This window comes from Enterococcus sp. DIV1767 (genome assembly GCF_050542585.1).
GTDB lineage: Bacteria > Bacillota > Bacilli > Lactobacillales > Enterococcaceae > Enterococcus_D > Enterococcus_D innesii.
This window is the reverse complement of the sequence record NZ_CP172936.1, coordinates 2,422,039-2,435,501: the sequence shown is the minus strand read 5'-3', so window position 1 is coordinate 2,435,501 and position 13,463 is coordinate 2,422,039. Positions and strand designations below refer to the sequence as shown.

Here is a 13,463-nt window from a genome sequence, read left to right as displayed (position 1 = left end):
CTACTAATAGAACGAATTTTCTTGAGGGAAACAATTCGTAAATGTAGGGATCAAATCTCGTTCAGATCGTTTTTTTTGTATTAGAATTTTAAAGCTTAATGAATTTTATTGGTACGATAAGTACCAGGTGTCGACCCTTCAAATTGTTTGAATACCCGAATAAAGGAATTGGTATTTTTAAAGCCGACTTTACTAGCAATTTCATTGATTGAACTTTCTTGTTCGCTCATCAGACGTTTGGCTTTTTCGACACGTAGTTGATTGACGTATGGTTTGAAGGACATGGACAGTCGTTCTTTAATCAACCGGCTTAAATAGGCTTCACTTAGATGAAACTGCTGGGCAATATCTGTTAAACTGAGGTCGCTGCAATAATTGCTATTAATAAATTGAATGATTTCATCTGTTTTGGATCCATTATTATTTTCCGTGGTTTCGATCTGAGTGATCAGTGTGTCAAAAAGGGTAAAAATTGTTTTTTTCACATCGGGATCTGAAAAACCTTTTTTTAAGTAAAGAAATTGTTTCTTATTTTGTTCGTAGAATTCAGGGTAGGAAATCTCTTTGATCACAGCGATACGTTTTATTGTTAAGGTCAGAGCGGCTGAAAATTCCTGAAGGAAGCCTAGAGAACGGTTGCTGGAAATATTGATCTCCACGATTTGTTGCAATAATTCTCTAGCATGGACAAAATCACCTACTTTGAAATATTGGATCAGTAACTGTTCTTCATCAACGGTATAATTGATTTTATGAAAAGCGTTTGATGTTGGAACTGGTATTTGATGGAACTGATCTTCGCCATTGCATTCATCTGACCACTGACAGGTTTCGTGAAAAACTTCAATAAAATGATCGAGAGAATGAAATGGTTTGGAAAGCAGATAAGTCATTCTCAAGTTCAAACTGTCTTCTATCGTTAGCTTCAATTGATCGATCTCTTTCATGATGTGTGAATATTCCTGATCGTAAAAAAGAATGACAAGGTGTTTCTCAGAAAAACTGATGATATCATAACCCTCGATATGAATGTTTTTCTTGATCAACTGTTTGCGTACATGAATGATTTCTGTTTCATTAAAACCGGCTTCTTCCACCATCTCACCTGAGAAGGTCAGAAAAGCAAAACTCCCGCCTTTTTCTATGCCTTCAAGATGAAAAGTAGGTAGTAAACTCTTGCTCATACTGTAGGTGTATTTTCCGTATAGCAGATTTTTTAAGAAAAGTTCCTTAACTTCATCTGAGACGGGGGACTGGAGCTGGTTGATCGAACTAGACGACTCGATCATTTGATGCAACGCTAAGTTGATATCATCAACTGTTAAAATATCCCCATTACTCTTTTTGATTTCATCCAAGATTTCTAAATAAGGTTTGTACATCCGCTTACTCAAGAAAACGACGATCAAAGCACCTAGTACGATCAAAACCATTAACGGAAGGAGAAAGGAAGAAATCGTAGAGAAAGGAAAACTGCTTTGAATCGCGGGTGTCAATTGATAATTGGCAAAAGGGAGTACCTCTGAATTTTTTATGAAAACGATAGTATCTGATTTCGTCTCTTGTTGAATGGTATTTTGTGTAAAATCAGTAAGTATCGGTGAATTGGTCTCACTAGAAAAATATTGTTGGTCGATAACTTGTAGGCCTTGATTCATTGGAGACAGTAGTTCATTTTTTTTCCAATAGGCAAAGAAATAAAGGGTCTGATTCTCCACTTGCTCTTTATGAAGCAAAATCAGCCGCTGATCCAGGGTTTCGAAGATGGAAGAACTGAAGCTGGCATCTGCGAGCATTTCGGAAAGAAGACCGGCTTTTGTTTCTATATTCAAAAAGGAAAAGAAATCATTGTAAACAAAATAGCCGTCAGAACTGACGATGATATGATTCTCTGGATTCAAGATTCCAATAGAGTATTCAAACTGATTCATTAACAAATAGTTTTCACGAATTTCATCATACATCGCTGAAAACAACGCGTAATCAGATTCAGTACTTTGGGAAAACACTATAATACTTTCTTTTGTTGCTAAAGATTTCATTGAATTGAGGGCAAATCGAAGTTGTTGATCAATGCGAAACGCACTGTTCTCTAACGTCATAATACTTTGGGTAGTTTGCTCAGTTTTTCGCTGATTGACTTCATTATTGATAACAATCACCATAATAAAAATAGTATACACAATGATTACCGTTAAAAAGGTTAAGAATATTTTTCGATAGGTTTTTGATTTCATAAGTGCTCCTTTCTTTTTTTGGTAACGTTTACATTGATTATAGAGATAAATCAGCTTGAGTCAAATCATCATTATTTGCAGTTGTCTACAAAACTTGATATTAAGGTTAAAAAGTGTATATTCCAACGAATAATGTTGATATTCAACAATGTCTAAATACGCTATATTTAAAGCGCTTACTTTAAGCGAGAGAAAATGAAAAATGATTTAGGAGGAACAATTATGTCAATGAAAAGAAAAGCTGCATCACTCCTGACCATCCTGACGCTGCCTATGGTTCTTGCTGCTTGTGGGAACAGCGATGGCTCTTCAAGCGGGGAAGGTTCAGAAGGGAAAACCGAGATCAAGATCACTTGGCGCAATACTGGGGAAAACGATAAAATGACCCAATACTTGGAAGAAACATTTATTCCAGAATTTGAGAAAGAAAATGAGGACATTAAAATCGTACTTTCTCCGATTACGGCAAGCGAAGGGGATTATTTTTCAAAAGTTGCTCTTTCCATGCAGTCAGAAAGCACAGCACCCGATGTAGTGGCAGAAGATTCCTTTATGTTGAATTCTGATGCAAACGCTGGTTACTTAACCAATCTTGATGAATATGTTGCTGACTGGGATCAATGGGATAAATATACAGAAAACTTAAAAGCTGGTGTCATTGCTGAAGATGGTAGTACGTATGCCATTCCAGGAACTTCTGATTCTCGCGGGATTTGGTACAACAAAAATGTCTTTAAGAAAGCCGGTCTGCCTGAAGACTGGCAGCCAACAACTTGGGGGGAGATTATTGAGGCAGCTGAAGCAATCAAAGCTTCCGATGAGAATGTGATCCCCTTAGGATTAGGTGTGGCTAAAGCCAATGGTGAGTCGGTTTCCATGCAGACTTTCCAGATGCTTTTATACGGTACTCAAGACACACTATTTGATAATGAAACGCGAAAGTGGCAAGTGAATACACAAGGGATCATTGACTCTTTAACTTTTATTGATGAAGTGTATAACCAGAAACAATTAGGCCCTTCTTTATCTGTTGCTATTAACAGTAATTACGGATCAGTGATGTTCCAAGACAAATTTCCTAATGATGAAGTTGGTATGCTACTGGATGGATTTTGGAGTGCCGGTAACTGGACAGAAAATGGGGCAACTCCTGTTGAGAATATGACAGAACGTTTTGGGTTCGCAGCCATGCCTACACAAAATGGTGGTGAACCGCCATTTACGACCATGTCAGGAGGCTGGACATGGGCCATTCCTGAAAAAGCACAAAATAAAGAAGCTTCATGGCGAGTAGTTCAGGCTCTCGGTGGAAAAGAACAGCAAGCTGCTCGTGCAATTGCTGAAGGGAATCTAACCGTCCGAGATGATTCAGCTGAAATTGACGAATACAAGAAGCAGCCTTTTATTGAACAAGCAACCTCTTTCTTGCAGTATGCCCATTTCCGTCCTGCCGATGACAAATATCCAAATGTTTCCGTTGAGATTCAAACAATGGTAGAGGCGGTTGCCACTGGCAGCAAGACACCGGAAGAAGCAGCTAGTGATTACGCAGCCAATGTGACGAGGATTGTCGGTGAGGATGCCATTGATTAAGTAAATAAATAGGAGAAGGACTCGTTGAAAACGATCCGACTAGGGTCTAACGTTCCTTCTCTTTTTACTAAGAAAGGAGAAAAGAATGGAACATTCGCTAAAACGAGAGCAGCAAATGTCCAATAGTAAAAAAGCGTTGATTTTTTTATTTCCCAGTTGGCTCTTGCTGCTGATATTTTTTGTTGGTCCAGTTATCTTAACTTTTATCTTTTCCTTCACGAACTTGGCTCTGACCGGTGCTGAAGCAAGTCAATTGCGGTTCGTCGGCTTTGAAAACTTTGTACGCATGTTCAATGATCCGGCTTTTCAAACTAGTGTGGTACGAACCTTGATTTTCGTCTTTTTTTCTGCAGTGATTGGTCAATGTTTCTTAGGTTTTTTGATTGCATTTATGATGCGGGAGAAGAATCGTGCCTTTCGGCGAGTCGTCGGTCTGATCATCATTGCCGCATGGGTTACGCCGGAAGTCGTTGTTTCCTTTTGCTGGGTTGCTTTTTTAGGGGACAGTGGAACAGCCAACTGGTTGATGGGACTGATGGGATTTGAGCCAGTTGCTTGGCTGTTTGCGTTTCCTATGATCAGCGTTGTGATTGCCAATATTTGGCGAGGAACCGCTTTTTCAATGATGGTGTTTCAATCCGCTTTAGATGAGATCCCTAAGGAAGTAGAGGAAGCTGCGGTTATGGATGGCGCCAGCCGCTGGCAAGTGATTCGAAAAATTACGATTCCGATGGTCAAAGGTACCATTGCAACGAATTTGATGCTTGTCACTTTGCAGACATTGGGTGTCTTCACGTTGATTTATACCATGACTGGTGGTGGTCCCGGCAATCAGACTGCAACCCTGCCAGTCTTCATGTACAAACAAGCTTTTGTCAGCTATCAGCTAGGATACGGAACAGCGATTTCGCTAGTCTTGCTGCTGATTGGTGCTACTGCAAGCTTGATTTATATGAAAATGCTGAAAGTGAAAGTGTAGGTGAAAAAAATGGTAAAACGCAGTGAAAAATTGGAGACCCTGATTCATTATCTGCTATTAGCAGTATTAGCCTTGTTGTTTTTGCTCCCACTGTTGTGGATGCTGATTGCCTCTATTGATCCGGGCGCTATTCAAACTTTGAAATTACCTGAAGCAGTATCATTTGAAAATTTTGCTTCGATCCTTTCTGATCAAACCATCATTCGGTCATTTGGAATCGGCTTGCTTTTGTCCGGCTGTCAATCGATTTTAGTTGTTGTCTTATGTGTTTTGGCAGCATACCCCTTGTCGAGGTATCAGTTAAGATATAAAAAAAGTTTTTTGATGGCGGTGCTGTTCATGACCTCATTACCGATGACTGCTGTCATCGTGCCGGTCTACCAACTGTTTATCTTTTTGAAGTTTCAAGATTCATTACTGGCGGTGACATTCTTCTTGACTGCATCCTCACTGCCTTATGGGATTTGGATGATGAAGAACTTTATGGATTCGGTACCAATCGACTTAGAAGAGTCCGCTTGGGTCGATGGGGCTTCAACATGGCAAGGGGTACGAAAAGTCGTAGCGCCGCTGATGGTTCCAGGTATTTGTACGGTTGGTATTTTTACTTTTACTGGAAGCTGGGGCAACTTCTTTGTTCCTTATATTTTGATTCAGTCACCCGAAAAAATGCCGGCATCAGTCTCGATCTTTCAGTTTTTCGGCAACTTTGGTATGGTCAATTATGGCCGTTTAGCCGCTTTTTCGGTGCTATATACCTTACCAGTCGTCATTTTATATGCTTTGTCACAAACGTATATGTCTAAAGGATTTAGCATGGGAGGAGCGACGAAAGGATGAAAGATCCATTTCATACGAAAAAAAAATTAACGAAACGAATCGCTGAACTAAAAGCGTATCGGTTTCAAAAAGTACAAGACCTGACAATGTGGTCAGCAAAAGAAGATAAGTCAAAAACGGAAAAACACCCACCAGAAGAGTGGGACTTTACACTTTCAGTTGGCGATTTCTGGCAAGGGAGAGACCGTTACATTTGGGCTCATTATGAATTGACGGTTCCAGACGAGAAAGACTTATGGTTACTGATTGATTTTGGTCGTACAGGTGGTGGCTATAATTCAGGTTTTGAGTCCTTGATGTTGATTAATGGTGAGCCTTATCAGGGTGTCGATTCGAATCATACAGAGATTTTTCTGGCGGATCATTACCGGGGGGAAACCATCCGACTTGATTTGAAACTATGGTCGGGCTTGGAAGGCGGTGGGGCTGAAGTCATTCAACGGCATGAGTTTCGGCAAGCTTGTTTGGCAAAACGACACTTGGCTGCTGACGACTGTTTCTTTCTCGCTGATATGATGGCGAAAACTATCGATGGGTTACCGGAAAATGAACCGATACGATACAAGCTGTTGAATCTTTTAGATGATGCCTTTCGTTTGATTCAGTGGCAGGTACCCGGATCTATCTCTTTTTACTACAGCGTTGAGGAAGCTGATCATTATTTAAACCAAGAACTGCAAAAAATACCTAAACTTTCGGAGATTACTGTGACAGCTATCGGCCATACACATATCGATGTTGCTTGGCTGTGGCGGCTGAAGCATACAGGGGAAAAAGCTGTCCGCAGTTTTTCAACGGTTTTACGTTTGATGGAACAATACCCAGAATATATTTTCTTGCAAACCCAACCTCAGCTATACAAATATGTCAAAGAAAGCTATCCAGCTCTTTATGAGAAAATCAAAAAGAGAATCAAAGAAGGCCGTTGGGAAGTGGACGGAGCCATGTGGCTGGAAGCCGATTGCAATATACCGTCAGGCGAATCATTGGTCCGTCAGATACTCCATGGGAAAAAATTTGTGAAGGAAGAATTTGACAAAGAGATGCATTTCTTGTGGCTTCCAGATGTATTCGGTTATTCTTGGGCTTTACCCCAAATTTTAAAAAAATCTGGCATTGAGACGTTTATGACGACCAAAATCAGCTGGAACCAATACAACCGGATGCCTCATGATACCTTTTATTGGCGGGGAATCGATGGGACAGATATTTTGACGCATTTTATCACCACGCCAGTTGATGGTAAAACGGATGAATGGGCAGAAGAATGGTTTTATACCTACAATGGAACGCTCTCTCCGGAGACCGTTCAAGGAATTTACGACGGATATCAAGACAAGCGTTTGAATCAAGAATTTCTGCTGTCATACGGTCATGGGGACGGCGGAGGCGGTGTCACTAGAGAGATGCTGGAAAATCGACGACGCCTTGACCAGATTCCAGGATTGCCGCAAGTCAAAACAGGAATAGCGAAAGCCTTTTTTGAACGACTGCATCAGACAGTAGAACGAAATAAGTCGCTGGTCTCTCGTTGGGATGGTGAATTGTACTTGGAATATCATCGAGGAACCTATACCTCGCAAGCGTTTGCCAAAAAAATGAATCGAAAAGCTGAAATTGCTTTACGGGAACTTGAGATTCTCTATACATGTTTAGCAGCCAGCAAAGAAGACGAGTATCCTAAGGAGCCGCTTTTTGAAACATGGGAGACGGTTCTTCGTAATCAATTCCACGATATTATTCCTGGTTCTTCGATCAAAGAAGTTTATCAAGACCATAGAGCAGAGTTTGCCGTCGTGACTCAGACCATTCAACAGTTATTTGAACAATTAGATGGACCTGCTAGTCAAAAGTATACAGTCATCAATACAGCTGGCTGGTCACGGAATGAATTTGTGGAACTTCCGCTTTTACAAGAAGGTCGCTTTATTGATTCACAAGGAAAAGAACTTCCGGCTTATTTTGACGGAGAAAAACAGTCTGTTCTTGTGGCAAATGTTCCGCGGATGAGTCAGGTGGTCATAGAGTTTCAACCGATAGCAGGAAATAAAGACATCAAACCGCTCGCTGAGTTCACAGAGGGGGCGATTGAGACCAATCGTTTGCGAATTTTATGGGAAACATCGGGAAATTTAATTAGCATTTTTGATAAGAAACTGGGTAGAGAAATGTTGGAAGGAAAAGGGAATGTTTTTCAGCTATTTGAAGACAAACCTTTAAATTATGATGCATGGGACATCGATAGTTTTTATCAAGAAAAAGCAACAGTGCTTCAAGCCGATCAAATTCGATTGCATTCAAATAATGCGCTTTACGCTTCCGTTGTATTTGAGTATACGTTTGGTGATTCGCAGATACATCAGGAAATGCGGGTCTATGCTCATACACAACGAATCGATTTTTTAACAAACGTTTCATGGCATGAACGCCAACAACTGTTGAAGGTAAACTTTGATGCAGCAATTCGATCAACTGAAGCAGTATTTGATATTCAGTACGGAAATGTAAAACGAGCTACCCATTCTAATACCAGTTGGCAATTGGCTCAGTTTGAAACAGTAGGCCACCAGTGGGCAGATCTTTCAGAAAAATATTGTGGGATAAGTTTATTGAATGACTGTAAATATGGTTATGCTGTTAAGGAAAATCAATTAAGCTTGACCTTGCTTAAAGGCGCTATTTATCCTGATCCACTGGCTGACGATGGTGATCACGAATTTACTTACAGTTTTTATGCCCACGAGCACGATGCCATCGATGGGGGAACTATGGAAGAAGCATGGTCCCTCAACTCGCCATTAACGGTTATTAACGGAGAACATTCTTGGTTGCTTCCGTTGCAAATAGACTGTGAAACCTCAGTTACCATCGACACCATCAAGCAAGCAGAAACCGGCAAAGGGTGGATTTTACGTTTACATGATCACACGGGAGGAACTAGGGAGGTTACATTGCAGTTGCCACACAGTTTTTGGCAAGAAACAGATTTGATGGAGATACCTTTAAATAATGAGCAGTGGAAAGATAAAGTCTCATTTACCTTGGCCCCCTTTGAAATAAAGACATTTCATTTTGAGTTGAGATAAACTAAAACCAGCAGCTTCTCCATTTATAGCGGAGAAGCTGCTGGTTTTGTTTATTCAAACTCTTCATACTCATTTGGGTCTTGACCATCAATACGGCCGTCTTCCTTGTTTAACTGATTGATTTGATTGATTTCATCTTCAGTCAGTTCAAAGTCGAAGATTGCAAGATTTTCTCGTTGATGGGCGAGGTTTCTTGATTTTGGAAGGGGCAAAATGCCACGTTCCACATGCCAGCGCAAGATGATTTGACCAGCTGATTTTTGGTATTTCTCAGCTAGTTCAGTGATCAGTGGTTCTTTCAGGGCATCGCTGCCACGACCTAGTGGGCTCCAAGCTTCTGTTACGATGCCGCGTTTTTTGTTCTCTGCAACCATTCGTTTTTGGACCCAGTAAGGATGGATCTCAATTTGATTTAGCGCAGGGGTCACACCAGTTGCTTCAATGATGGCATCCAAATGTTCTGGTTCAAAATTGGAAACGCCGATGGAACGGATCAAGCCTAATTTTTGGGCGGTCACTAAGGCTTGCCAAGCTTCGACATATTTGCCGCGTTTTGGTAATGGCCAGTGGATCAAAAAGGCATCGAAGTAGTCGAGTCCCATGCGAGCAAGGGATTCTTGAATGCTGGTTAGGGCATCATTGTAGCCATGGTATTTTCCCGGTAATTTTGAGGTGATATAAAATTCTGAACGTGGGATGCCAGAGCGACGGATCGCTTTGCCGACAATGCCTTCATTGTCATAATTGGTTGAAGAATCGATCAATCGATACCCGTCAGCGATCGCTGCTTGCAGCTGGCTCAACCCTTCGCCACCGCGGATCTGATAGGTACCGATGCCCACTGCGGGGCGTAAATTGCCGTCGTTTAATGTCAGTAAAGGTGCTTTCATAAAATGATTCCTCCTTTTCTTTACATTCTACTCTAACGCTTTTTTGCCAGGAACGTAAACAACTTGCTCAAACAAAGAAAAAAGAGCAACGGTTTCTGTTTCAGAAACAATTGCTCTTTTTGATTAAATTATTTTTCAGGCGGTGTGCCATACATTTTTGGTGTGACTTGATCGAGTTTTGGCGCTTTTCCTTCGACTTTTGGTTCGTCTAGCCATTGGTATTCGCCTTCACCGTCAAGGGCTTTGCCTTTCGCCCAAGAGCCTTCTTTGCTTTGGTCGCCTTCAGAGAAGTTATAGAAATCATAAGCGATATCTAAGCGTTCGTTTTTGCGGTCAAAGGTAGACGGCACTAAAATCGAACCTTCGTTTTCTTCCAATTCTTTCACGGCAGCTGCCCAAAGATTTTGGTGGTAGCTATCACGCGCTAATAAGACCGAAAGTAAGTCTTTGACCCCACGGTCATCAATCATTTCATAGATGCGTGCTACTTGCAGACGACCTTGTGATTCCGCATTTAAGTTGGCACGAAAATCAGCAAGTAAGTTGCCACTAGCAATGATATACGCACCTGACCATGGATTGCCGACGCTATCAGCAGGACGTGGTCCTAAGCCGGCAACGATGGCATGTTGCGGATTCATTCCGGAAATGATCGCACCAATCGTTGGGTCTTTTTTCATGGCAGCTTCCTGATCTTCCACAGGTGCACCTTCCAGCAGACGTGCAACCATCGTTGCTAACATTTCAACGTGTCCAAGCTCTTCAGTAGCGATATCCATTAACATGTCTTTGTATTTTTCTTCCCCACGGCAGCTCCATCCTTGGAATAAGTATTGCATGGCAACACTCATTTCTCCATATTGTCCACCGATTAATTCTTGAAGGTATTTCGCAACTAACGGATTTGGTTTTTCTGGTTTAGCTTCAAACTGTAGTTCTTTTTGATGACGAAACATACTATTCCTCCTAAAATTTTTTATTGGGCCCATAAAAAGTTTCTCATGAATCGAAAGGTTCGTCTAATAAAACGCACTTTGTCTAAAATGGAAAAGCACTGAAAAGAAAAGCCATTTACTTTGACAAAAAGCGTGAAGCGTTAGATAGTTAAATTAAGAGAGAATTAGAAAAGGAGCGAGTCACCATGTTTCAGTATTACAAAATGGAAGACCGAAAAATCAGGGAATCTTCGGAGGAGGATTACAATTGGCTGGTGGTTTCTGGGACAGATCCAGAGGAACAACGCCACTTGTTGGAGCGCTATCAGCTACCTGAAGATATTTTTATTGGCGCTAATGAACCGGAAGAAGTCTCACGTTTGGAATACTTACGTAACACTAAGTTAAATCATCCGATTCTTTATACCTTGATCGATTTGTCAGAAGTGACACAAGACCGCATCGAAAATCGTTTAGAACCGGTGACGTTTATTTATACCAAAGATCTTTTGATCACATATGTCTCTCATCAATCTACACTGATCAAACGCCTGATTGAAAAGCATGAACAAGACATTCAACGGTATGAAGATATCGTTGCTTATTCGACGCTGATGATCTACACCCATTACATCAAAGGTCTGCAGGAAATGAAGAAACAGATCGATGCACTAGATGAAGCAGCTCGTAAAACGACGGAAAACAAGGAATTGTTCAATTTAGCCGATACCGAGCGAGACATGGTCTATCTTGATCACACCTTGCGGGACCAAAACCATACTGTAGATCGTTTGATGGATCGCAAAGAATTTTTGGATCGTTTGGATAATGAAGCGCTCGTTTATGACATTAAGCTACGACAGAAGTTTGCCATGAAAATGGTCACCATCTATCGCGACTTGTTAGAAACTATCGGTGGCTTGTTCTCCGATATGATGGACAACAATCTAAACCATCTGATGAAATACTTAGATTCTGCGGCATTAGTGGTGGCTGTGCCATCCTTGATTGCCGGGCTATGGGGGATCAACACCGGGGGACTGCCAGGAAAAGACAATGCGATCGGTACGATCGTCGTCTTCGGCTTGGCTATTTTAGTCGGTATTTTAACCGCCGTCTACTTGTCACGAAAAGACTTTTCAAAATAAAAAGCGCCGCTGCTCTGTAGCACCGTTCATCCATAAAAGGAGAAAGGTGCGACGAAGCAGTCGGCACTTTTTTTATTTTAGTCCGCTATCTAAATTGCTGTCGAGAATCCAGCGCTGAAAGGCGAGGAAGACCAGCAGCAAAGGCAAAATGGAAATTACTGAGGCAGCGATCAAAATCGTCCAATTGATATTTTCCGCACCCACCAAGCTGCGGATCGCCACTTGGAAGGTATATTTTTTCGGATCATTCAAGACGAGCAAGGGCCAGATATAATCATTCCACCGCCACTGGAAGGAAAAGATCCCCAGTGTCATAATGATTGGTCGGGCAATCGGCAGCATGGTGGTGGCGATAATAGATGAAGAAAAAAATGGCATCGTATTTTGTAAACGCATAGCTGCAAGTGGCACTGACTAGGATCGTCAATAAATCCACGTAAGGCAAATCAGGAACTTCTACAGTCACACTGGTTTCATTTATGTATTTTCCCTCCATTTTAAAATAAGTACCGCCTTCACTGGGAGCTCTGGAAGCAAACATGGGAATCTGCGAAGACATTACCAATCTACAACGATCGAAACGTGCCTTAATGAAAAATAGCTGAAGTACTGAAAAGATAGCCGCCCAAAAAGAACTGAGGAGTGAAAAGTGCCAATTATCTGACAAAATAAGAGTAGTTCTCCCTCAGTTTAGCGGAGAAGATGCAAAATACAAAATAAAACGATTTCAAAAAATGCACCAATACTAAAAAAAACGAATTAAAGCTCTTACAACGATAATTAAGAAGTGCTGATAAACGTTAATATAACAAGGTTTGAAAATTTTTTTTGCAAATTGAGTGCAAATCTTTTGTCTAAAACGGGGATTAAGCGTAACATAATATGTGTAATAACTACTTAAAAGAAAGAAGGAGAAAAATATGCATTGGTTATGGGTATTAATCGTAGGAGCTATTATCGGTTTGATCGCCGGAGCTATCACAAATAAAGGTGGATCAATGGGTTGGATCGCCAACATCGTTGCAGGTTTAGTAGGTTCAGCTATTGGACAAGCGATCTTAGGTTCTTGGGGTCCATCACTTGCTGGAATGGCAATCATCCCATCAATTATTGGTGCGGTTATTGTCGTTGCTGTTGTTTCATTCTTCTTAGGACGTTCAAACGGCTAGTCCATTCAGCAATTGTTTCCATTTATTTATTTCGGGTAGCAATTACCTCGAATAGACAGGCAAATCCAGAGTTTCTGGGTTTGCCTTTTTTGTTTTCAAGAAACAAGTACAAGCAATCCTTTTGTCATATCGGGAAATTGTCGTTACACTTGAAGTAGGTCAAAAAAAGAAAGGAAGAGGTTCAATGAAAAAGCAATATGAAACAGCGATGATCAATCGAGGCGGTCGTGTCGGAGAGGTCGAAGCACCAAATGGCAGTTTTCACCTGAAAATTGACAAACCGGGTCTTCATAGTGAAGGGACTAACCCAGAACAATTATTTGCCGCAGGCTATGCTTCATGCTTCAACGGTGCCGTACAGCATATGCTGAAAGAGCATAACATCGAATCCGAATCCGAAGTTAAAGCAAGAGTGTCTTTGTATCAGCATGAGGACGGTAGTTACCAAATCGGCGTGATTTTAGAAGTATCCTTACCAGGCGTTGAAAAAGCCGAGGCGGAGAAAATCGCAGAAGAAGCTCACGATTTTTGTCCGTATTCTCGGGCAACTCGCGGCAACATTGATGTCGAAGTTCAAGTAGTCTAA

Annotated in this window: 12 protein-coding genes; 7 read left to right on the top strand and 5 right to left on the bottom strand. The window is 41.2% G+C overall.

Annotated elements, in window-relative coordinates:
• Positions 1 to 95 precede the first annotated feature (95 nt).
• The gene (locus IGI78_RS11565) at positions 96 to 2,237 is read right to left on the bottom strand and encodes a helix-turn-helix transcriptional regulator (protein ID WP_077452829.1); all 2,142 of its coding nucleotides are present in this window, start codon (positions 2,235 to 2,237) and stop codon (positions 96 to 98) included.
• A 222-nt stretch (positions 2,238 to 2,459) separates the two neighbouring features.
• On the opposite strand from IGI78_RS11565, the gene IGI78_RS11560 reads away from it, so the two are divergent.
• From IGI78_RS11560 to IGI78_RS11545, 4 genes are all read left to right on the top strand, one after another.
• The gene (locus IGI78_RS11560) at positions 2,460 to 3,830 is read left to right on the top strand and encodes an extracellular solute-binding protein (RefSeq protein ID WP_194194801.1); all 1,371 of its coding nucleotides are present in this window, start codon (positions 2,460 to 2,462) and stop codon (positions 3,828 to 3,830) included.
• A gap of 85 nt (positions 3,831 to 3,915) precedes the next feature.
• Positions 3,916 to 4,809 (top strand): carbohydrate ABC transporter permease, encoded by an 894-nt coding sequence (locus tag IGI78_RS11555; RefSeq protein ID WP_325906981.1) that lies wholly within the window; start codon positions 3,916 to 3,918, stop codon positions 4,807 to 4,809.
• A gap of 9 nt (positions 4,810 to 4,818) precedes the next feature.
• Positions 4,819 to 5,649 (top strand): carbohydrate ABC transporter permease, encoded by an 831-nt coding sequence (locus IGI78_RS11550; protein WP_034878427.1) that lies wholly within the window; start codon positions 4,819 to 4,821, stop codon positions 5,647 to 5,649.
• Positions 5,646 to 8,735, top strand: coding sequence for an alpha-mannosidase (locus tag IGI78_RS11545; RefSeq protein WP_325906982.1), 3,090 nt, complete (start codon positions 5,646 to 5,648; stop codon positions 8,733 to 8,735). The genes IGI78_RS11550 and IGI78_RS11545 overlap by 4 nt, the downstream gene beginning before the upstream one ends.
• Positions 8,736 to 8,785: 50 nt before the next feature.
• On the opposite strand, the gene IGI78_RS11540 is transcribed toward IGI78_RS11545, so the two are convergent.
• Together IGI78_RS11540 and IGI78_RS11535 are read right to left on the bottom strand one after the other, a co-directional pair.
• Positions 8,786 to 9,625 (bottom strand): aldo/keto reductase, encoded by an 840-nt coding sequence (locus IGI78_RS11540; protein ID WP_430618039.1) that lies wholly within the window; start codon positions 9,623 to 9,625, stop codon positions 8,786 to 8,788.
• Positions 9,626 to 9,753: 128 nt separating this feature from the next.
• A complete protein-coding gene (locus IGI78_RS11535) occupies positions 9,754 to 10,581 on the bottom strand; it encodes a manganese catalase family protein (protein WP_034857733.1) in 828 nt (275 codons plus the stop codon).
• Positions 10,582 to 10,766: 185 nt separating this feature from the next.
• Between IGI78_RS11535 and IGI78_RS11530 the strand changes: the two genes are divergently transcribed.
• Positions 10,767 to 11,708, top strand: a complete 942-nt coding sequence (locus IGI78_RS11530; RefSeq protein WP_195264689.1) for a magnesium transporter CorA family protein — start codon at positions 10,767 to 10,769, stop codon at positions 11,706 to 11,708.
• 72 nt (positions 11,709 to 11,780) lie between these two features.
• On the opposite strand, the gene IGI78_RS11525 is transcribed toward IGI78_RS11530, so the two are convergent.
• Positions 11,781 to 12,050 carry a hypothetical protein gene (locus tag IGI78_RS11525; protein ID WP_430618038.1) on the bottom strand — a complete coding sequence of 90 codons (270 nt, stop codon included), beginning with the start codon at positions 12,048 to 12,050 and terminating at the stop codon, positions 11,781 to 11,783.
• Positions 11,983 to 12,249: a hypothetical protein gene (locus IGI78_RS11520; RefSeq protein WP_430618037.1), complete on the bottom strand. Its 267-nt coding sequence runs from the start codon at positions 12,247 to 12,249 to the stop codon at positions 11,983 to 11,985. The genes IGI78_RS11525 and IGI78_RS11520 overlap by 68 nt, the downstream gene beginning before the upstream one ends.
• A gap of 379 nt (positions 12,250 to 12,628) precedes the next feature.
• Here IGI78_RS11520 and IGI78_RS11515 point away from each other — a divergent pair, with 379 nt between their 5' ends.
• Both IGI78_RS11515 and IGI78_RS11510 read left to right on the top strand, forming a co-directional pair.
• Positions 12,629 to 12,877 (top strand): GlsB/YeaQ/YmgE family stress response membrane protein, encoded by a 249-nt coding sequence (locus tag IGI78_RS11515; RefSeq protein WP_077452821.1) that lies wholly within the window; start codon positions 12,629 to 12,631, stop codon positions 12,875 to 12,877.
• Between the two features lie 184 nt (positions 12,878 to 13,061).
• Positions 13,062 to 13,463 carry an Ohr family peroxiredoxin gene (locus IGI78_RS11510; protein WP_005225423.1) on the top strand — a complete coding sequence of 134 codons (402 nt, stop codon included), beginning with the start codon at positions 13,062 to 13,064 and terminating at the stop codon, positions 13,461 to 13,463.

Coding starts and splice junctions, on each gene's coding strand:
- IGI78_RS11565 (WP_077452829.1), bottom strand. CDS start 2,237: ATGAAATCAAAAACCTATCGAAAAATATTCTTAACCTTTTTAACGGTA.
- IGI78_RS11560 (WP_194194801.1), top strand. CDS start 2,460: ATGTCAATGAAAAGAAAAGCTGCATCACTCCTGACCATCCTGACGCTG.
- IGI78_RS11555 (WP_325906981.1), top strand. CDS start 3,916: ATGGAACATTCGCTAAAACGAGAGCAGCAAATGTCCAATAGTAAAAAA.
- IGI78_RS11550 (WP_034878427.1), top strand. CDS start 4,819: ATGGTAAAACGCAGTGAAAAATTGGAGACCCTGATTCATTATCTGCTA.
- IGI78_RS11545 (WP_325906982.1), top strand. CDS start 5,646: ATGAAAGATCCATTTCATACGAAAAAAAAATTAACGAAACGAATCGCT.
- IGI78_RS11540 (WP_430618039.1), bottom strand. CDS start 9,625: ATGAAAGCACCTTTACTGACATTAAACGACGGCAATTTACGCCCCGCA.
- IGI78_RS11535 (WP_034857733.1), bottom strand. CDS start 10,581: ATGTTTCGTCATCAAAAAGAACTACAGTTTGAAGCTAAACCAGAAAAA.
- IGI78_RS11530 (WP_195264689.1), top strand. CDS start 10,767: ATGTTTCAGTATTACAAAATGGAAGACCGAAAAATCAGGGAATCTTCG.
- IGI78_RS11525 (WP_430618038.1), bottom strand. CDS start 12,050: ATGCTGCCGATTGCCCGACCAATCATTATGACACTGGGGATCTTTTCC.
- IGI78_RS11520 (WP_430618037.1), bottom strand. CDS start 12,249: ATGTTTGCTTCCAGAGCTCCCAGTGAAGGCGGTACTTATTTTAAAATG.
- IGI78_RS11515 (WP_077452821.1), top strand. CDS start 12,629: ATGCATTGGTTATGGGTATTAATCGTAGGAGCTATTATCGGTTTGATC.
- IGI78_RS11510 (WP_005225423.1), top strand. CDS start 13,062: ATGAAAAAGCAATATGAAACAGCGATGATCAATCGAGGCGGTCGTGTC.